The organism is Streptomyces sp. NPDC017056, from assembly GCF_044332485.1.
Lineage (GTDB): Bacteria > Actinomycetota > Actinomycetes > Streptomycetales > Streptomycetaceae > Streptomyces.
On the sequence record NZ_JBIRPD010000003.1, the window covers coordinates 383,200 to 401,833 of the forward strand.

Consider the following 18,634-nt stretch of genomic DNA (forward strand, 5'->3'; position numbering starts at 1 on the left):
CACCGCCGTAGGCTCGTACCCATGCGACTGAGCACCGTGATCCTCCCCGTCCGCCGTTGGTCCGAGGGTGGCCGGGAGGTGTGGCAGCGCGCCGAAGACCTGGGCTTCCACACCGCGTACACGTACGACCACCTCTCCTGGCGCAGCTTCCGCGACGGCCCGTGGTTCGGCGCGGTGCCGACGCTGACCGCGGCCGCTGCCGCGACCTCCCGGATGCGCCTGGGCACGCTCGTCACCTCCCCGAACTTCCGGCACCCCGTGACCCTCGCCAAGGAACTGATCTCGCTGGACGACATCAGCGACGGCCGGATCACCCTGGGCATCGGCGCCGGCGGCTCCGGTTTCGACGCCACGGCACTCGGCCAGGAGCCCTGGACACCGCGGGAACGGGCCGACCACTTCGGCGAGTTCGTCCCACTGCTGGACCGGCTGCTGACACAGGACGTGGTGTCCTACGAGGGCACGCACTACCGAGCCCACGAGGTGCGCAACATCCCCGGCTGCGTGCAGCGGCCGCGGCTGCCCTTCGCGGTGGCGGCGACCGGGCCGCGCGGGATGCGGCTGGCCGCCGGGTACGGGCAGGCGTGGGTGACCACCGGCGACCCGAAGACCTCCGCGACCGGTACCGCGGCCGAGTCCCTGGAAGCGGTACGCAGGCAGGTCGGGCGCCTCGGCAAAGCGTGCGCCGACGCCGGGCGGGACGCCGGGGAGCTGGCGAAGATCATGCTCACCGGGTTCACCCCGGACCGCCCGCTGGCCTCCCTGGACGCCTTCGTCGACTTCGCGGGCGCGCACGCGGAGGCGGGCATCGACGAGATCGTGCTGCACTGGCCGATCGCCGGCTCGGTCTTCGAAGCCGATCAGGCGGTGTTCGAGCGGATCGCCACGGAGGCCCCGGCGCAGCTCGGATAGCACCGGCGGCAGGTGCTCCCTTGGCCTGCGCTTTCCCCCGTCGGGACCGGAGAAGAGGGAGAATCGGGTAGAGGCGCCCCCGCGGCTCCTCGGCTGGACTCTGCGGACTCTGCGGTTTGGAGGACTGAGAGGCATGGCACGAACCCGATTCGCCCCCGACCGCGGCCTGACATCGCGCATGGTCACGACGATGTTCTTCATCGGCCTGCTGTACGTGGTCGTGGTGGGCGCGCTGGTGGTGCTGCTCAAGGGCGCGTGGGTGGTGGTGCTGATCGTCTCGGGCGCCATGTTCGTCGCGCAGTTCTGGTTCAGCGACCGGATCGCCGCCTTCAGCATGGGGGCGCGCGAGGTCACCCCCGAGCAGGCACCCGAACTGCACGGCGCCGTGGACCGGCTCTGCGCGCTGGCCGACATGCCGAAGCCCCGGGTCGCGGTCGCCGAATCGGACGTACCGAACGCCTTCGCGACCGGCCGTAACCAGAAGAACGCGATGGTGTGCGCGACGACCGGGCTCCTGCGGCGGCTGGAGCCGGAGGAGCTGGAAGGCGTACTGGCGCACGAGCTGTCGCACGTCGCACACCGCGATGTCGCGGTCATGACCATCGCGTCCTTCCTCGGCGTACTGGCCGGGATCATCACCCGGGCGGCCCTGTGGAGCGGCGTCGGACGCAACAACCGGGACAACAACGCGGCGATCGCCGTCCTGATCGTCACGCTGGTCAGCGCCGTGGTCTACGCCGTCAGCTTCCTGCTGACCCGGCTGCTGTCGCGCTACCGCGAGCTGTCCGCCGACCGGGCAGCGGCGATCCTGACCGGGCGGCCGTCCGCGCTGGCCGCCGCGCTCACCAAGGTCACCGGGCAGATGGCGCGGATTCCGACGCGGGACCTGCGCAAGGCCGAGCCGTTCAACGCGTTCTTCTTCGTGCCGGCGTTCTCGAAGGAGAGCTTCGGGCGGCTGCTGTCCTCGCACCCGACGCTGGAGCAGCGGCTCGAACAGCTGGGGCGCATCTCGGCCCAGCTGGGGCGGCCGTAGCGGATCCGGGTGGCGGTAGCCCTTCGGGTGGCGGTAGCCGTCCGCGTAACGGACATCCGACCCCCGACATCCGACCCTCGACATCCGGGCGGACGCGGCCGGGCACCCGTCATCGGCTTCCGGTCATCCGCGCTCACGAACGGACAAGGAGAGTGCACAGCATGGGATTCCTGGACGCCATCCTCGGACGCAGCAAACCGGTACGTCCTGATCTCGACCGGCTGTTCGCGCTGCCCTCCGCCGCCGTCGCCCTCGAAGCCGCGGCCGGGTTCCGGCCCACCGGCCTCGGCTCGGTGTGCTTCGCGAGCGTCGAGGGCGGCGCGTTCCGCGGCATCCAGGAGGAGGTACGCGGCCTCCTGGGCAGCCCGGCCGAGTTCAGCCAGGACGAGTACGGCTATACGTGGATGCTCGCGCGGCACGCTCCCGACGACACCGCGGGCCTGGTGAACGACCTGCATGCGGTCAACACCTCTTTGGAGAGTGCCGGGTTCGGGCCGCAGCTGCTGTGCTCCCTGATGGGCTTCCGGGACGAACGGGGGCGCGCGCTCGCGCTGGTCTACCTGTACAAGCGCGGCACCTTCTACCCGTTTGCGCCGCAGGGGGCGGCAGGGTCTGGTGGGGCTGGAGGGGGCGGACCAGTTGGGGAAGACGGGTCGACCGGGGGAGGCGCTTCGGGCAGGGGAGGCGCTTCGGCCGAGGGAGGCTTCTCGCCCGGGGGAGGTGCTTCGCCCGGGGGAGGTGCTTCGCCCGGGGCGGGCGAGAAGCGTGACAACGCGCTGGAGCTGGAGGTTCGGGGGATCCTCGCCGACGACCTGGAGACCGAACCGGACCTGAGCCGGTGGTTCCCGGTCTGGGGTGCTCCCGGCCTTTGAGCGGGCCAGCGAGCTGGGCGGCGGTTCCCCGGTCTGGGTCGGCGGTTCCCCGGCCTGGGGTGTTCCCAGCCAGTGAGCGGGCCGGACGGCCGCGCTCCGCTCAACCCGCTTCGGTGTTTTGGAGGTTGTCGGTGCGAGCGGCCGTGTCCTGAGCGGCCCCGTCCCGTCCCGCACCGTCCTGCTTCGGATCCTCGCTCGGCCGCTGTTCCTGCTCCTCGCTCGGCCGCTGTTCCCGCTCCTGGTTCTTGAGCCGTTCCCGTGAGCGTCGGGCCTGGTCCGAGTTGATCTCCTCGGCCGCCCACTTGGCCCAGTCCTCGACCATGGCGGTCTGCCGGATGCCGAATTCCAGGGCGATACGCCCGTAGACCGCGAGCATCTCGGCGTCCCAGGGGCCGGCGTCGGCCAGATTCTGGTAGCGAGCGTGCGCGCGGGCTGCCCGTTCGGCCTGCTGCAGGAGGAACGCGCGGGCCTCCAGCGGCGTGAGGACGCCGAGGAAGAACACGCGCAATAGCCCGTCGTGCCGCTGGGGGCCCGTCGGCTCCACTTCGGTGAGCCAGTGGTGCAGTTCGGCGCGGCCCCCCTTGGTGATGGCGTACTCCTTGCGGCCGCGCGGGCCGTGCGCCACCACCTCGATGAGTCCTGTCGCCGTGAGTTTGTTCAGCTCTCCGTAGACCTGGCTCTGGGTGGCCGGCCAGACGTGCGCGAGCGACTCGTCGAAGGTCTTCATCAAGTCGTAGCCGCTGGCGGGGGATTCGGCCAGCAGCCCCAGAACGGCATGTCGGAGGCTCATGACCGTCACTTTACCTTCCAGTCTTGACACGTCAACGCAGGACCTTCTAGCTTTGACATGTCGAGATTGGAATGTCGTCGACGTACGGGGGAGTAGAGAGTTATGAACTACCTACGGGGCTTCATCCCGTGGATCGCCTACGGGTCCTTGTCGTGGGCGGTGTGGCAGTGGGGCGCGCTGGCCGGCCTCCTGCTCGGTTGCGTACTTCTCTACGCGGACCGGGCCGACGGCCTCTCGCCGTCGGCCCGAATCCTCGACTACGGCTCTCTCGTCTTCTTCGCGGGCATCACCGTGCTCGCGTTCCTGAGCCCCGACAGCGGACTGCGGGCCTACGACGGTGCGCTGTCCTCGGGCTGGCTGGCATTGATCACGCTGGGATCGACGGTCGCCCGCCGCCCCTTCACGCTCGCCATAGCCCGCCGCAAGGCGCCGCCCGAGGTCTGGGGCACCCCGGTTTTCCTACGGATCAACTACGTGCTCAGCGCGGTATGGGGCGCGTCCTTCGCCCTCGCCGCGGCAGGCCAGGTCCTGGTCACCGCCTACGGACTGGGCCTGTCCGCCCTGATCGCCATCCACGTCAGCGTCTTCGTCATCCCGTGGCGTTTCACCGCGGGCTACCCGGAGCGTGCAAAAGCGCGCTTCCTCAAGAAGGTCGCCGAACGCCCTTACGTCCAGGAGGCTCGGCCCGCATGACAACGAACAATTCGACCGGTCCCACCGCCCCTGCTGCGCCCACCGGCCCTGCGCCCACTGCCCCTGCGCTCACCGGCCCGGCGGCCGCGCCGGCCCCGCATCTGGCGGGCAACTTCGCCCCGGTGACCGAGGAACTGACCGCACACGAACTGCCGGTCACCGGCGCGGTGCCGCCCGAGCTGACGGGCTGGTACTTGCGCAACGGCCCCAACCCGCGCGACGCCGACTCGGCGCACTGGTTTTTCGGCGACGGGATGGTCCACGGAGTCCGACTGGAAGGCGGCAAGGCCGTCTCGTACCGCAACCGCTGGGTCCGCACGTCGACGTTCACCGACGGCGCCCGCATCCGCGACGAGCAGGGGAACCGCGACCTGACCGCCGGGGTCGCCAACACCCACGTGGTCCGTCACGCGGGCCGCACGCTCGCCCTCGTCGAGTCCTCCTTCCCGTACGAGCTGGACTGCTGGCCCGGGCACGAGCTGGAGACCGTCGGCCCGCACGACTTCGCCGGCCGTCTCACCACCGCCATGACCGCCCACCCGAAGACCTGCCCGACCACGGGCGAACTGCACTTCTTCGGCTACGCCGCCGAGACCCCGCCGTACCTCACCTACCACCGGGCCGACGCCGACGGCACGTTGGTGGTCAGCCGCCCGGTCGACGTGCCGGGGCCCACGATGATGCACGACTTCCACCTGACGGCAGGGCACGTCGTCTTCATGGACCTGCCGGTCGTCTACAACAGGCGGGTGCCGGGCATGCCGTTCGTCTGGGACCCGGAGTACGGAGCCCGGCTGGGCGTACTGCGGCGCGACGATCCGTACGGCACGGTCCGCTGGTTCTCCATCGATCCCTGCTACGTCTTCCACTCCATGAACGCGTACGAAGACGCCCAAGGGCGCATCGTGCTCTACGTCTCCCGCTACCCGGACTTCGAGCCGGCGTCGGTGCCCACCCTGTGGCGGTGGACCGTCGACCTGGTGGCGGGCAAGGTCGCCGAGGAGCAGATCGACGACCAGCCGGGCGAGTTCCCGCGGGTGGACGACCGCCTGGCGGGCCTGGACGCCCGGTTCGGGCACCTCACGTGCGCCGAAAGTCCCGATTCAGGGCCCGTACCTGGCGCCCTGATCCGCTACGACCTGCACACCGGGACGAGCGTCCGGCACGACTTCGGCCCCGGCCGCACACCGGGAGAGGCGGCGTTCGCGCCGGCGGACGACCGCCCCGGCGGGCCGGGATGGTTGATCACCTACGTCTACGACGCCGCCAAGGACACCAGCGACCTCGTCATCCTCGACGCGGAGGACATATCCGCCGGCCCGGTCGCCGCGGTCCACCTGCCCCGGCGGGTGCCCTACGGCTTCCACGGGAACTGGATACCCGACCCCGTCGGGTAGCGGCTGTGCCGGGGCGTCGCCGGTCCCCCGAGTGCACGCGACCGGATGGCGGCCGGGGGCGCCCCGGTATCGGATGAGGGTGTCCCCACCGGACGGCGACCTCGGACGGCGGCCTCACGCGACGGCTGCGGAAGACGGCTCCGGGCGAGCACTCCGGCTGACGGCTCCCGACGATGGAAGGGTCCCATGCCCCTGCGAACCGCGACTGCCCTCGGCGTACTCACCCTGGTCGCCACGGCCGTCCTGACCACTACCGGTACGGCCGCCGCCGACAGCAACGGCGGCCGGGCCGGAGCCGTCCTCCGTGACGGCCGGCTTGGGCCCGACGGCTGGGTCGGGCAGGCGGGCCGGATCGGTCAGGCGAGCCGGGTCGGTCAGGTCGGCCGCCACGGCCGGTTCGGACTGGCCGGTGCAGCCGGTTCAGCCGGGCGCCTCTATCGGCCGGCCGGACGGGACGTCGGCGCCGTCACCATCGGCAAGCACACCAATGCACCTTCGACCGCCTCACACAACTGGGGAGGGGGGAACTGGAACAGCAAGGTCACCTTCGGCGACATGATCCTCGACTGAGCGCCGCGGCCGTGGTCAGCGGGGCGGGGGGCGGCGGGTGGTCAGGGCGTCCATGGTGCGGGCCTGGACCTCGCGCTGGGTGGCGGCGACGATGAACGCAGCCACGTTCTCCTGACCGACCAGGTCGTGTACGGCTCGGACGGTGTCGGCGGGGAGGGAGATCATCGCGGCCCCGGAGGGCGCGGGAGAAGCCACGCCGGTGACGGGAGGCGCCGCTGCGGGCCCGTCGGAGCCGCCAGGCTCCTTGGAGGCGCCGGGCCCCTCGGAGGCGCCGGGCCCCTCGGAGACGCCAGCCTTCCCGGAGTCGCCAGGCTTCCCGGAGGCCCTGGGCCCATCGAAGCCTCCGGGCTCTGCGGCGGCTTCAACCGTTCCGGTGGCGCCCGTCCCGGGAGTGCCCCTCCCGGTGGCGCCCGTCCCGGTAGCGCCCCTCCCGGTAACGCCTGTCCCAGTAGCGTCCGCCCCAGTGGCGTCCGTTCCGCCGATGCCGCTGAGGCCGCTGATGTCGGTGAGGCCGCCGATGCCGCTGATGCCGCCGCTGTCGCTGAGGTCGCCTAGATCGCCGAGGTGGTGTCGGACGTATCGAGTGGCCAGGGTGCGCATGGCGCGGGCCAGTTCGGCGTCGACGGTTTGCTGGGCGAGGGGGCGGAGGCGGCGTACGAGGCCGGCTGCCTCGGTGGCTTCGGCGTCGGTGGGCTGGTGGTCGAGGTAGGGGCGGAAGACGTACTCGGTGGTGAAGTCGAGGAAGCGGGCCGCGATGTGTTCGACCTGGCCGCGCAGCTCGCGCAGGTGGCCGGAGATCGCGGTCAGGGGGACGCCGGCGGAGTGCAGTTCGGCGGCGACCGCCAGCTCCTGGGGGCTGGGGACGCGGAAGGCGCCGTCGCTGCCGGGGAGGCGTTCCAGGACGCCCAGCTCGACGGCGTCCGCCAGGGCGTCCTCGTCCGGGGCGCCGCCGAACGCGGCGTCCAGTTCGGCACGCGTGATGCGGGCCGCTTCCTCGTCGCTCCACGGGCCGTCCACCTCGGCGACCAGCCCCAGTACGCCGCCCAGGCCGCGGCCCGTGTCCCAGGCTTCCAGGAGTTCCTTGATGCTGGCGAGGGTGTAGCCGCGGTCGAGCAGGTCGGCGGTGCGGCGCAGGCGCTCCAGGTGCTCGTCGCCGTAGACGTTGGCCCGGCCGCGGCGCTCCGGTTTCGGGAGGAGGCCGCGGTCCTGGTAGGCGCGGATCGTACGGACCGATGTGCCGCTGATGTGGGCCAGGTCTTCGATGCGGTACTCGGCCGGCGGCGGCGACTGGTCGGTCAATGCGGTGCTCCTTACGAGATGGCCGCGCGACCCACCGCGCCCGCCGCGGCGCGGGCTGCCGGGGAGGACGCAAGGTAGGCGACGGCCTTGCGCAGCGACCCTTCCTGCGAGGGATGGTACGACCGCTTCAGGTAGCGCGGTACGGCGGTGCCCAGCTCGCGCCAGGTCGGCAGGAGCTGCTTGCGTACGGCGTCGTTGTGCCGGCGCAGGGAGTAGCGCAGCCGGCCGGCGAGCTGCGGGTCGTGGCGTATCAGGTAGGCCGCTCCCCAGACCCACAGGTACAGGAGCACGGGAGCGGTGACGGCCATGCCCAGGACGCGGCGGGCGTAGCGGGGCAGGCCCTCGCCGCCGGTGTGCTGGTACATGTCGAAGGCGACCGCGCGGTGCTCGACCTCCTCCGCGCCGTGCCAGCGCAGCAGGTCGAGCATGACCGGGTCGGGGGCGGCCCGGTCCAGCCCTTCGGCGTGCAGCACCCAGTTCCCGAGGACGGCGGTGAACTGCTCTATCGCGGCTATGAGGGAGAGCCGGAAGCGCAGCCATTCCTGGGTGGGGACGGGGGCGGCGAACGGGGGGCGCTCGCCGAGGAGGTATTCGAAGAGGAAGTCGACGTGTTTCGTGTAGGGGGCGGTGTCCAGGCCCTGGTGCGCGAGGTGTTCCAGGACGTACGCGTGCTGGACGCTGTGGGTGGCTTCCTGACCCATGAATCCCTTGACGTCTTTGAGGAGCGCCGGGTCGCGGACCAGGGGCAGGGCTTCCTTGAAGACCTTGACGAACCAGCGCTCGCCCGCGGGCAGCAGCAGGTGCAGCACGTTGATGACGTGGGTGGCGGTGGGTTCGTCCGGTATCCAGTGCAGTGGGGTTTCGCGCCAGTCGAAGGAGACCCGGCGGGGTGCGATCGTGTGGTGCTCCTCCGGTCCGGTGTGGTTCGCGCTCACGTTGGCGGCTCCTGACGTGTGACGAGAGGGGGCCGGGGGCGTGGCGGCGGCGCGGCCGTCCGGGCTCCGGCCGCCGCGGCCTCCGGAAGGGCTCACATGGGCGGCTCGAAGCGGGCGAGGGCGCGCAGGGCACGCGGGCTGATGCGGGACAGCAGGTGGGCTCCGCGCGCTTCGGGTGTGACGGGGACGACCGCCTCGTTGCGGACCACGGCCCGCAGGATCGCGTCGGCGACCTTCTCCGGCGGGTAGTTGCGCATTCCGTACAAGCGGGACGACTTGGCCCTGCGGCGCTTCTCCTCGTCAGCGGAGACGCCGGTGAAGCGGGTCGTCGCGGTGATGTTCGTGTTCACTATGCCGGGGCAGACGGCGGTGACGCCGATGTCCTGGGCGGCCAGTTCGGCGCGCAGGCACTCGCTGAGCATGAGCACCGCCGCCTTGGACGCGCCGTAGGCCGGCAGCAGCTTGGAGGGCTGGAAGGCCGCTGCCGAGGCGGTGTTGACGATGTGGCCGCCCTGCCCGCGGTCCGCCATCTGCTGTCCGAAGAGCCGGCAGCCGTGGATGACGCCCCACAGGTTGACGTCCAGGACCTTCTTCCAGTCCTCGGTGGTCGTGCTGAGGAAAGAGCCGGACAGGCCGATGCCGGCGTTGTTGACCAGCACGTCGACGGTGCCGTACTCGGCGGCGACCTTGCCGGCCAGCTTCTCCATCGCGGCCTCGTCGGACACGTCGACCGTCTCGGCCCAGGCCAGCGGTGCGCCGATCAGCCGCGCCAGCTCGGCCGTACGCGCCGCTCCCTCGGCGTCCCGGTCCACCGCGACGACGCGCGCCCCGGCCTCGGCGAAGGCGAAGGCGGTGGCCCGCCCGATGCCGCTGGCCGCGCCGGTGACCAGCACCAGCTGGCCGCCGAACCGGTCGGCGTACGGGCCGGGGGCGACGATCTCCTTGGCCGGGTCGCCCTCTTCCTTGGACGTCACGAACTCGTCGATCCAGGCGGCCAGCTGACCGGGCCGGGTGCGCGGCACCCAGTGTTTGGCCGGGAGAGTGCGGCGCACCAGGTGCGGCACCCAGCGGTCGAGGTCGTCGTAGAGCCGCTCGGAGAGGAAGGCGTCGCCAGTGGGCGTGATGAGCTGGACGGGGCAGTGGGCGAAGGCGTCGGCGCGCGGGCGGCGCAGCCGGGCGCGTACGTTGTCGCGGTAGAGCCAGGCGCCGTGCGCGGCGTCGGTGGGCAGGGACGCCGTCGGGTAGTCGCCCTGCGGGACCTTCTCCACCCGCTGGAGGATCTTCGGCCAGCGCTTGCCGAGGGGGCCCTTCCAGGCCAGCTCGGGCAGGACCGGGGTGTGCAGCATGTACACGTACCAGGACTTGGCGCCCTGGCTCAGGAGCTGTGCGGCGCGGCGCGGGGTGGGACGGGCCACCCGCTTCTTGATCCAGTGCCCGAAGTGGTCCAGGGACGGCCCGGACATCGAGGTGAAGGAGGCGATCCGGCCTTCGGTGTGCCGGACGGTCGCGAACTCCCATGCCTGGACCGAGCCCCAGTCGTGGCCGACCACGTGGACCGGCCGGTCCGGACTCACCGCGTCCGCGACCGCGAGGAAGTCGTCGGTCAGCTTCTCCAGCGTGAAGCCGCCGCGCAGCGGCTTGGGCGCGCTGGACCGGCCGCAGCCCCTGACGTCGTACAGCACCACGTGAAAGCGGTCGGCCAGGCCGCGGGCCACCTCCGACCACACCTCCTTGCTGTCCGGGTAGCCGTGCACCAGCACCACCGTGGGGCGCGAGGCGTCGCCCAGCTCGGCGACGCACAGCTCCACCCCGCCCGTACGGACCCAGCGCTCCCGCGCGCCTTCCAGCCCGGCTTGTGTGCTCATGCGGCCTTCTCCTCCTGCCAGCGCCGCACGTGCGGCAGATCGTCGTCCAGCCAAAAGGCGCTTTCCTCGGGGTCCGCCGAGTCCGTCACGACGAGGATCTCCTCGAACTTCGCGCCGGTACCCCGGAAGCCGAGGTGTGGTTCGACTGCCCACAGGCCCGGGTGCGGCGGGTGGTCGGAGAATGTGTACGGGCTCCACAGCGGCGACCAGCCGTCGCGGTGGCCGTGCAGCGCGTCGGAGGCCAGCCCCTTCAACGACTGGGTGCCGAACCCGAAGAGGGTGGGCGACCAGCGGCGGGCCGCCACCCGGCCGACCTTGTGGGCGATGACGCCGAAGGGGTAGGCGCGGTGCCGGTTGGCGTACCCCTGCCGCACCATGAGCCGCTCGACGTCCTCGTAGATCTCGCGCAGCGGACGGCGCTCGCGCACCTCGCGCAGGATCAGCTCGCGGTGCGCTTCGAGGTCGGCCAGCAGCCGGTCGTGCACCGGGTTGAGCCCGAGGCAGCCGGAGTAGCCGATGTCGGCGGTGTAGCCCTGGTGGACCGGCGCCATGTCGAGAATGAAGGGCATCCCCGGCTCCAGCCGGCGGTTGGTGGGGAAGAACTGGAGCGGTATGCGGAAGCCGGCGAACGCCGTGCGGTCGCCGAACCAGGCGAAGGGCAGGTGGAACCAGTCCCGCACCCCGCGCTCGCGCAGCCACTCGCGCTGCATCCGCGCCGCTTCCCGCTCCGTCACACCCGGCTTGAGCTGGGCCGCGACCGCTTCCGCGCAGGCGTACGCCAGCCGCTGCACCTCCCTGAACCCCCGCAGCTCGGCGGTGAGTCCACCCACTCCGCCGCCCGCCCGGGCCACTGGGGTCCCTGTCGCTGAGGTCATCGCCAACCGTCCGTTCCGTGAAGCGATCATCGCGGTACGTGCCCGTAACTTGACACTGATGAATGTGACAATGCCTGGCGGCGGCGTCAAGGGGTCTGCCCGTGCCTGTGGAAAACGTCTGCGGTCCGGCGCTCCGGCGGTCCGGCGAGCCCCGCCACGAGCCCGCCCGCCACGAGCCCGCCCGCCACACCCCCGCCCGCCACGAGCCCGCCCGCCACACCCCCGCCCGCCATGAGCCTGCCCACCCCACCCCGCCCCTCACGGCCCGGGGGGCCCAAAGCAGGAGCTCCCCTACGGGCTCCTACTCCTGTGGTCGGAGACCGAACCAGCCGCCAGGTCTGACGACCGGTGTGGTCCGCGCCACTACCGTCGATGACGTGACTGTGATCGTGACCGAAAGCCTGAGCAAGCGGTACCCGAGGGTGACCGCGCTGGACCGGCTCACCGTTGACATCGCCCCCGGCGTGACCGGCCTGGTGGGTGCCAACGGCGCCGGCAAGTCCACCCTGATCAAGCTGCTGCTGGGCCTGGCCCCGGCCAGCGAGGGGTCAGCGGCCGTCCTGGGCCTCGACGTGGCCAAGGAAGGCAGCGCCATCCGCGAGCGCGTCGGCTACATGCCGGAGCACGACTGCCTGCCGCCCGACGTCTCGGCCACCGAGTTCGTCGTCCACATGGCGCGCATGTCGGGCCTGCCGCCGACCGCCGCCCGCGAGCGCACCGCGGACACGCTGCGGCACGTGGGCCTCTATGAGGAGCGCTACCGCCCCATCGGCGGCTACTCGACGGGCATGAAGCAGCGGGTCAAGCTGGCGCAGGCGCTGGTCCACGACCCGCAGCTGGTCTTCCTGGACGAGCCGACCAACGGCCTGGACCCGGTCGGCCGCGACGAGATGCTCGGCCTGATCCGCCGCGTGTACACCGATTTCGGCATCTCGGTCCTGGTCACGTCACACCTGCTCGGCGAGCTGGAGCGCACCTGCGACCACGTCGTCGTCATCGACGGCGGCAAACTGCTGCGCTCCTCCGCCACCGACGACTTCACGCAGGCCACCGCCTCGCTGGCGGTCGAGGTCACGGACACCGACGAGCACCCGGACGGCACGAAGGCGCTGCGTGCGGCGCTGGCCGAGGCGGGCGTCGCGGTGTCCTCCGCCGCCCCCGGCTCCGGGAGCGAAGCCTCGGCGGGCCACCTGCTGTACGTGGAGGCCACCGGCGAGGAGACGTACGACCTGCTGCGCGACACCGTCGCCGGCCTCGGCCTCGGCCTGGTCCGGATGGAACAGCGCCGCCACCGCATATCCGAGGTCTTCCACAGCGACGACGCGGCGGAAGCCGGCGCGGCGCACGCCCAGGACGCGGCCAGTGCCCCGGACGCGCGCTCCCAGGACGGCGCGCGGGCCGCGGTGGCTCCCGCGGCCGCCTCCGCGACGACCGCCCACCGAGCACCGAAGGACGGAGGCGCGCCCGATGCCGCCTGAGACCAGGACCCCCGCCACCGCAGGAGCGGCGCCGGACGTCATCCACGACATCGGCTACCGCCACTTCGACGGCCCCCGCCTCGGCCGCGCCTACGCCCGCCGTTCTCTGTTCTCGCAGAGCCTGCGCGGCGCCTACGGACTCGGCCGCTCGGCCAAATCCAAGGTCCTGCCGATGCTGCTGTTCGCCGTGATGTGCCTGCCCGCCGGCATCATGGTGGCGGTCGCGGTCTTCACGAAGATGAACGACCTGCCGGTGGCGTACAGCAGGTACGCGATCTACCTCCAGGCCGTCATCGGCCTCTACCTGGCCGCCCAGGCCCCGCAGTCCGTCTCACGGGACCTGCGCTTCAAGACGGTGCCGCTGTACTTCTCGCGCCCCATCGAGCGGGTCGATTACGTGGTGGCGAAGTTCGCGGCCATGGCCAGTGCCCTGTTCGTCCTGACCGCCGCGCCGCTGCTGATCCTCTACATCGGCGCGCTGCTGGCCAAGATGGACTTCGTCGACCAGACCAAGGGGCTGGCCCAGGGCCTGGTCTCGGTGGTGCTGCTGTCGCTGCTGTTCGCCGGCCTCGGCCTGGTGATCTCCGCGCTCACCCCGCGCCGCGGCTTCGGTGTCGCCGCCGTCATCGCCGTACTGACGATCCCGTACGCCGCGGTCAGTGCCGTGCAGGGCATCGCCGCCGTACAGGGCCAGGAGCAGGCCGTCGGCTGGCTCGCGCTGTTCTCGCCGGTCACGCTCATCGACAGCGTGCAGGCGACGTTCCTGGGCGGTACCGCGTCGTTCCCCGACGAGGTCCAGCCGTCCACCGCCGCCGGTCTGGTGGCGCTGCTGGTCACCCTGACCGTCATCGCGGGCTCGTACGCCCTCCTGATGCGCCGCTACCGCAAGGCCGGCCTGTGACCGCCCGCCCCGCGCCCTTGAAGGCGCGTCCGACGCCCGCCACCAGCCCCCGAAGGAACGGGCCGCGCCCATGACGACCATCCAGATCGACCACGTCTCCCGCTGGTTCGGCAACGTCGTTGCCGTCAACGACATCACCATGACCATCGGCCCTGGCGTCACCGGCCTCCTCGGCCCCAACGGGGCGGGCAAGTCCACCCTCATCAACATGATGGGCGGCTTCCTCGCGCCCTCCGGCGGGACCGTCACCCTCGACGGCCGCACCATCTGGCGCAACGAGAGCATCTACCGCGAGATCGGCATCGTGCCCGAGCGCGAGGCGATGTACGACTTCCTCACCGGCCGCGAGTTCGTCGTCGCCAACGCCGAACTGCACGGCCTGGGGCGGCAGGCGGCCCAGCGGGCGCTGGCCACCGTGGAGATGGAGTACGCGCAGGACCGCAAGATCTCCACGTACAGCAAGGGCATGCGGCAGCGCGTGAAGATGGCGTCGGCGCTGGTGCACGAGCCGTCCGTACTGCTGCTGGACGAGCCGTTCAACGGCATGGACCCGCGGCAGCGCATGCAGCTGATGGACCTGCTGCGGCGGATGGGCGCCGACGGCCGTACGGTTTTGTTCTCGTCCCACATCCTCGAAGAGGTCGAACAACTCGCCTCGCACATCGAGGTGGTGGTGGCCGGCCGGCACGCCGCGTCCGGCGACTTCCGCAAGATCCGCCGCCTGATGACGGACCGCCCGCACCGCTACCTCGTACGCTCCGACGACGACCGGGCGCTCGCCGCGGCCCTGATCGCCGACCCCTCCACCGCCGGTATCGAAGTCGACCTCCAGGAGGGCGCACTGCGCGTCCAGGCCGTCGACTTCCCCCGCTTCACCGCCCTGCTGCCGCGCGTCGCCCGCGACCACGGCATCCGCCTCCTGACGGTCTCGCCCTCCGACGAGTCCCTGGAATCGGTCTTCTCCTACCTCGTCGCGGCCTGAAAGGAGCCTGAAAGCGATGTCAGCGACCTCATCGGTCCGGCCGGACCCGACCGCGGCGCCCGCTCCGGGCCCCTCGCCGGTCCCGTCGGTCTTCAACCCCACCGTCGCCCGGCTCACCTACCGGGCCCTCCTCGGCCGGCGCCGCGCGCTCATCCTCTTCGCGCTGCCCGCCCTCCTGATCGTCATCTCCCTCGCCGTACGGGTGCTGGCCGGCGCCGACGACTCGACCGCCGGCGGCGTCCTGGGCACGTTCGCGCTCGCCACGATGGTGCCGCTGATCGGCGTGATCGCCGGTACGGGCGCGATCGGCCCGGAGATCGACGACGGCTCGGTCGTCTACCTGCTGGCCAAGCCCCTGCGCCGCTCGTCGATCATTTTCACCAAGCTGCTCGTGGCGATCGGTGTGACGGCCGCCTTCTCGGCGATCCCGGTGCTGATCGCCGGCTTCGTCCTGAACGGCAACAGCCAGCAGATGGCCGTGGCGTACGCGGTCGCCGCGGCCGTGGCCTCCGTCGCGTACAGCGCGCTGTTCCTCTTCTTCGGCACGGTCAGCAGGCACGCCGTCGTCTTCGGCCTGGTCTACGCCCTTGTGTGGGAGTCCCTCTTCGGCAACCTGGTGCCGGGCGCGCGCACACTGAGCGTGCAGCAGTGGGCGCTCGCGATCGGCCAGAAGATCGGCGCGGAGGGCGCGATCACCTCAGAGGTGGGCCTGCCGCTGGCCGTCGTCCTCCTGGTAGCCGTGACCGGCCTGGCCACGTGGTACGCGGCACGCAAGCTGCGGTCGCTGACGCTGGCGGGGGAGGAGTAGGGGGGCGGCCCGGCCGCTGCCGTCTCACGGGGCGGCCGGGCCTCTCACGGACACGGACACGGATACGGGGGCGCGGGCTGCGGGCGCGGGCCGTTTCCCATGCCCGCAGCCCGTGCCCGCTGCCCACGCCGCGACCTTGACCCGCGACTACTCCGCTATTCCGCTACTCCGCGCAGAACTCGTTCCCCTCCGGGTCCCGCATGAGCCACCAGTGCCCGGCAAGTCCCTGGTCGACCTCGCGGACGCGGGTCGCCCCCAGCTTCTCCAGCCGGGCCACCAACGCATCGCGCCCGCCGGGCTCGCTGTGGACGTCGATGTGCAGACGGTTCTTGCCCGCCTTTCCCTCCGGCACCTCCTGAAAGAGCACTCGCCGCCCGCGGCCGACACCGCTGTCCGCGTCGAACGGGTCCTCCGGATGGCGGATCGCGGCATACCCCCGGAAGGTCTTACGGCCCCGGTGCTCGGCAACCGCCTCGTCACCTATGTGCCCGGCGGCCAGCAACTGCTCGATGAGAGCGCTGGGATCCTCCACCTCCGTACTCCAGGGCCGCGGCCCAGAAGTCCGCGAGAGCGGGGGCGTTACTGCTGTCGATGACCAACTTCCACGTCAGTGCCATGGGGGCAGTTATACCTACTGCCACTGACAACGGGCGGTATCGAGGGCGGGGTTGGGCGCGGGGGTTATCGCCGTGGCCGTGCGCCGGGCCCCGGTCTCCATCCAGGTTGCTCAGTCGGCGACGAAGTAACCTCGACCGCTCACCACGTACACGAGCCCCTCGGTGCGAAGGCTGGCCACAGCGCGGGTAGCTGTCGACTGGGACACATCGAACTCGGCGGCGAGCGCCACCGTGCCTGGCAGGCGTTCCCCGGCGCGATAGGTGCCGTCCTGAATGCGCCGCCGGATCTCCGCTGCGACTTGTGGCCAATGCCGTAACGCCGCAGAACGCGGCGAGCGCTGTCAGAGATCACAGGATCTCTGACAGCGCTCGCAATGGCGGGTGGGCCGTCCCCGCTACGCGCCCGCCCCGATCCGGCGGTCGCGGCCCGCGCCCAGGCCCAGCAGGACCAGGCCCGCGCAGACGAACAGCAGCAGCACGATCGGCACCGTCCAGCCGTGCGTGGCCTGGTGTACCGCGCCGAGCACCAACGGGCCGGCGGCGGCGAGGAGGTAGCCCCAGGTCTGGGCCATGCCCGAGAGGCGGGCCGCGGTGTGCGCGTCGCCGGAGCGGAGCACCATCATCGTCAGCGCCAGGCCGAGCGCGCCGCCCTGGCCGATGCCCAGGAGTACGGCCCAGACCCAGGCGCCCGCCACCGGGGCCACGAGCAGGCCGACGATGCCGCAGGCCATCAGGGCGGTGACGGCGACGGCCAGCAGCCGCTGCCGCCGCATCCGCCCGGCGAGCATCGGCACCACGAACGAACCGGCCATCTGCACCAGCGTGCTGAACGCGAAGACGAGCCCGGCCGTGGCCTTGCTCATGCCGTGGTCGGTGAAGACGGTCGGCATCCAGGCGATCATCACGTACGCGATCAGCGACTGCGACCCCATGAAGAGCGTGACCTGCCAGGCCAGCGGGGAACGGCTCAGGTTCGGGCCGTCCTCGGTGGCGTGCGCCGGTGTCGCGGCGGCCTGGCCGTGGCGCGTTCCGCGCCGCGCCATCACGGCCTGCGGAATCCAGACGGCGGCGGCGACCGCGGCCAGTAGTGCCCAGGAGGCCAGCGAACCCTGCCAGGCGCCGAGCGCGTTCTCCAGCGGTACGGCGGAGGCGGCCGACACCGTGGCGCCCAGGATCATCGCCGTCGAGTACAGGGCGGTCATGCCCGCGGCCTTCTCGGGGAAGTCGCGCTTGATCAGGCCGGGCATCAGCACGTTCAGCAGGGCGATGGACGTGCCGACCACCGCGCAGCCCACGAACAGGGCGACCACCGGCGGCGCGACGCGCAGCAGGATGCCGCCGCACAGCAGCACCAGCGCGCCGCACAGCACCGTCTCGGTGCCCCAGCGGCGGGCCAGCTTGGGCGCGGCGATCGACCCGAGGCCCATGAAGACGAGCGGGATGGTCGTCACGAGGCTGCTGGCGGTCGCGGCCAGGTGGTAGTGCTCGCCGATCTCGCTCACCAGCGGCGATACGCCGGCCAGCGCGGCGCGCATGTTCAGCGAGGCGAGCACGATGCCGAGCAGGAGCAGGGCGGGGTGCGCGCGCAGCCGGCGGCGGGCCGCGGCGACCGGCGGCGCCGGGGTCAGGTCCTCCTCGGCGTCGATCAGTGGTGCTTCGGACCGGGTCCCTGACATGGGTGCGTACCTCTCCTTGCGTGGGGGGTGGTGTGCGGTCGTACGGGGGTGGCCGAAGGCCGGGGTGGGGGAGGCGGAAGGAACGTTTCTGCACCGGCACCGGTTGTGGCAGCGGCGCCGGCCCGGCATCGCACCTGCTGTGGCACTGCGCCCGTGGCTGCCGCTCTCCGCGGCGGGACGTGTCCGATCCCCGAGGAAACGGCCTGCTCCGTTCAGCGCTCCGCGAGCAGCTTCTCCACGGCTCGTTTCGGCGGTTCCAGCAGCGCCCGGGTGGCTTTCTCCGCGGCCTCGGGGTCGCCGGACGCGATCGCCTCCAGGACCGCCAGGTGGTCGCCGTGCACGATGCGCGGCATCTGGTCGTCGCCGAGCGCGGAGAGCAGCGCCTCGCGTACGGAGCTGCTGAACCAGGCGTACGTGGCGGTCAGCGCGGTGTTGTGCGCGGCCTCCACGACCGCCCGGTGGAAGGCGATGTCGTGGTCGGCGTACAGCTCCAGGTCGCCGCCCCGGGGCGGCTCGCCGTCGGCTTCCAGCGCGGCCTGCGCGTCCAGGGCGGCCCGCATCCGTTCCAGGTCGGCGGGCCGGTGCCGCTGGGCCGCCAGCCGGGCGGCCTCCGCCTCCAGGGCGATGCGCAATTCCAGGACGTCCCGGATCGTGGCCCGCCGGACGCCGCGCATGATGTCGCCGGGGTCGGCCTGGGAGAGGACGAAGGTGCCCTCGCCCTGCCGGGACCGCAGCATGCCCGCGTGCACGAGGACCCGTACGGCCTCGCGCACGGTGTTGCGTCCGACCTGGAGCTGTTCGGCCAGGGCGTGTTCGGTGGGGATGCGCCCGCCCACCGGCCAGGTGCCGGCGGCCAGCTGGGCCCGCAGGGCGTCGACGACGGTGTCCACGAGGGACTGCCGTCCCGCTGCCTGTAGCGCCATGCGCGTCT

At 71.8% G+C, this 18,634-nt stretch carries 16 protein-coding genes and 3 pseudogenes; 10 read left to right on the forward strand and 9 right to left on the reverse strand.

From position 1 onward, the window contains the following. Positions 1-21: 21 nt before the first annotated feature. The 3 genes from ACH4OW_RS07435 (at position 22) to ACH4OW_RS07445 (ending at position 2,817) form a co-directional block, all read left to right on the forward strand. Positions 22-912, forward strand: a complete 891-nt coding sequence (locus tag ACH4OW_RS07435; RefSeq protein WP_398025688.1) for an LLM class flavin-dependent oxidoreductase — start codon at positions 22-24, stop codon at positions 910-912. Positions 913-1,045: 133 nt separating this feature from the next. Next, positions 1,046-1,945 (forward strand): zinc metalloprotease HtpX, encoded by a 900-nt coding sequence (gene htpX / locus ACH4OW_RS07440; protein WP_360125237.1) that lies wholly within the window; start codon positions 1,046-1,048, stop codon positions 1,943-1,945. 161 nt (positions 1,946-2,106) lie between these two features. Further along, positions 2,107-2,817, forward strand: coding sequence for a hypothetical protein (locus ACH4OW_RS07445; RefSeq protein ID WP_398025690.1), 711 nt, complete (start codon positions 2,107-2,109; stop codon positions 2,815-2,817). A gap of 100 nt (positions 2,818-2,917) precedes the next feature. Here ACH4OW_RS07445 and ACH4OW_RS07450 read toward each other — a convergent pair whose 3' ends face one another. Further along, complete coding sequence (locus ACH4OW_RS07450) at positions 2,918-3,607, reverse strand: PadR family transcriptional regulator (RefSeq protein ID WP_398025692.1); 690 nt, start codon at positions 3,605-3,607, stop codon at positions 2,918-2,920. Positions 3,608-3,709: 102 nt separating this feature from the next. Between ACH4OW_RS07450 and ACH4OW_RS07455 the strand changes: the two genes are divergently transcribed. From ACH4OW_RS07455 to ACH4OW_RS07465, 3 genes are all read left to right on the forward strand, one after another. Then, complete coding sequence (locus tag ACH4OW_RS07455; protein ID WP_398025694.1) at positions 3,710-4,300, forward strand: hypothetical protein; 591 nt, start codon at positions 3,710-3,712, stop codon at positions 4,298-4,300. Then, positions 4,297-5,697, forward strand: a complete 1,401-nt coding sequence (locus ACH4OW_RS07460; RefSeq protein ID WP_398025696.1) for a carotenoid oxygenase family protein — start codon at positions 4,297-4,299, stop codon at positions 5,695-5,697. Before ACH4OW_RS07455 ends, ACH4OW_RS07460 begins: the two co-directional genes overlap by 4 nt. Before the next feature lie 186 nt (positions 5,698-5,883). After that, positions 5,884-6,267: a hypothetical protein gene (locus ACH4OW_RS07465; protein WP_398025697.1), complete on the forward strand. Its 384-nt coding sequence runs from the start codon at positions 5,884-5,886 to the stop codon at positions 6,265-6,267. Between the two features lie 558 nt (positions 6,268-6,825). Here the strand turns inward: ACH4OW_RS07465 and ACH4OW_RS07470 are convergent. The 4 genes and pseudogenes from ACH4OW_RS07470 to ACH4OW_RS07485 form a co-directional block, all read right to left on the reverse strand. Next, positions 6,826-7,566 (reverse strand): annotated as a pseudogene (locus tag ACH4OW_RS07470) (MerR family transcriptional regulator); the annotation flags it as partial. An 11-nt stretch (positions 7,567-7,577) separates the two neighbouring features. Beyond that, entirely contained in the window at positions 7,578-8,501 is a 924-nt protein-coding gene (locus ACH4OW_RS07475; RefSeq protein ID WP_398025699.1) for a metal-dependent hydrolase, read from the reverse strand. Between the two features lie 92 nt (positions 8,502-8,593). Continuing rightward, positions 8,594-10,366 (reverse strand): SDR family oxidoreductase, encoded by a 1,773-nt coding sequence (locus ACH4OW_RS07480; protein WP_398025701.1) that lies wholly within the window; start codon positions 10,364-10,366, stop codon positions 8,594-8,596. Continuing rightward, complete coding sequence (locus ACH4OW_RS07485; protein WP_398025703.1) at positions 10,363-11,241, reverse strand: M24 family metallopeptidase; 879 nt, start codon at positions 11,239-11,241, stop codon at positions 10,363-10,365. Before ACH4OW_RS07485 ends, ACH4OW_RS07480 begins: the two co-directional genes overlap by 4 nt. Before the next feature lie 350 nt (positions 11,242-11,591). Here ACH4OW_RS07485 and ACH4OW_RS07490 point away from each other — a divergent pair, with 350 nt between their 5' ends. From ACH4OW_RS07490 to ACH4OW_RS07505, 4 genes are all read left to right on the forward strand, one after another. Then, complete coding sequence (locus ACH4OW_RS07490) at positions 11,592-12,719, forward strand: ABC transporter ATP-binding protein (protein WP_398025705.1); 1,128 nt, start codon at positions 11,592-11,594, stop codon at positions 12,717-12,719. Further along, positions 12,709-13,620: an ABC transporter permease gene (locus tag ACH4OW_RS07495; RefSeq protein WP_398025707.1), complete on the forward strand. Its 912-nt coding sequence runs from the start codon at positions 12,709-12,711 to the stop codon at positions 13,618-13,620. Before ACH4OW_RS07490 ends, ACH4OW_RS07495 begins: the two co-directional genes overlap by 11 nt. A 70-nt stretch (positions 13,621-13,690) precedes the next feature. Next, a complete protein-coding gene (locus tag ACH4OW_RS07500) occupies positions 13,691-14,602 on the forward strand; it encodes an ABC transporter ATP-binding protein (RefSeq protein ID WP_360125215.1) in 912 nt (303 codons plus the stop codon). 16 nt (positions 14,603-14,618) lie between these two features. Next, the gene (locus tag ACH4OW_RS07505) at positions 14,619-15,410 is read left to right on the forward strand and encodes an ABC transporter permease (RefSeq protein ID WP_360125213.1); all 792 of its coding nucleotides are present in this window, start codon (positions 14,619-14,621) and stop codon (positions 15,408-15,410) included. A 163-nt stretch (positions 15,411-15,573) separates the two neighbouring features. Here ACH4OW_RS07505 and ACH4OW_RS07510 read toward each other — a convergent pair. The 4 genes and pseudogenes from ACH4OW_RS07510 to ACH4OW_RS07525 form a co-directional block, all read right to left on the reverse strand. Next, positions 15,574-16,027, reverse strand: a pseudogene (locus tag ACH4OW_RS07510) (VOC family protein). Positions 16,028-16,137: 110 nt separating this feature from the next. Beyond that, positions 16,138-16,317 (reverse strand): annotated as a pseudogene (locus ACH4OW_RS07515) (winged helix-turn-helix domain-containing protein); the annotation flags it as partial. 105 nt (positions 16,318-16,422) lie between these two features. Continuing rightward, entirely contained in the window at positions 16,423-17,703 is a 1,281-nt protein-coding gene (locus tag ACH4OW_RS07520; RefSeq protein WP_398025710.1) for a CynX/NimT family MFS transporter, read from the reverse strand. Positions 17,704-17,915: 212 nt separating this feature from the next. Beyond that, complete coding sequence (locus ACH4OW_RS07525; RefSeq protein ID WP_360125208.1) at positions 17,916-18,626, reverse strand: FadR/GntR family transcriptional regulator; 711 nt, start codon at positions 18,624-18,626, stop codon at positions 17,916-17,918. Between the last annotated feature and the right edge of the window lie 8 nt (positions 18,627-18,634).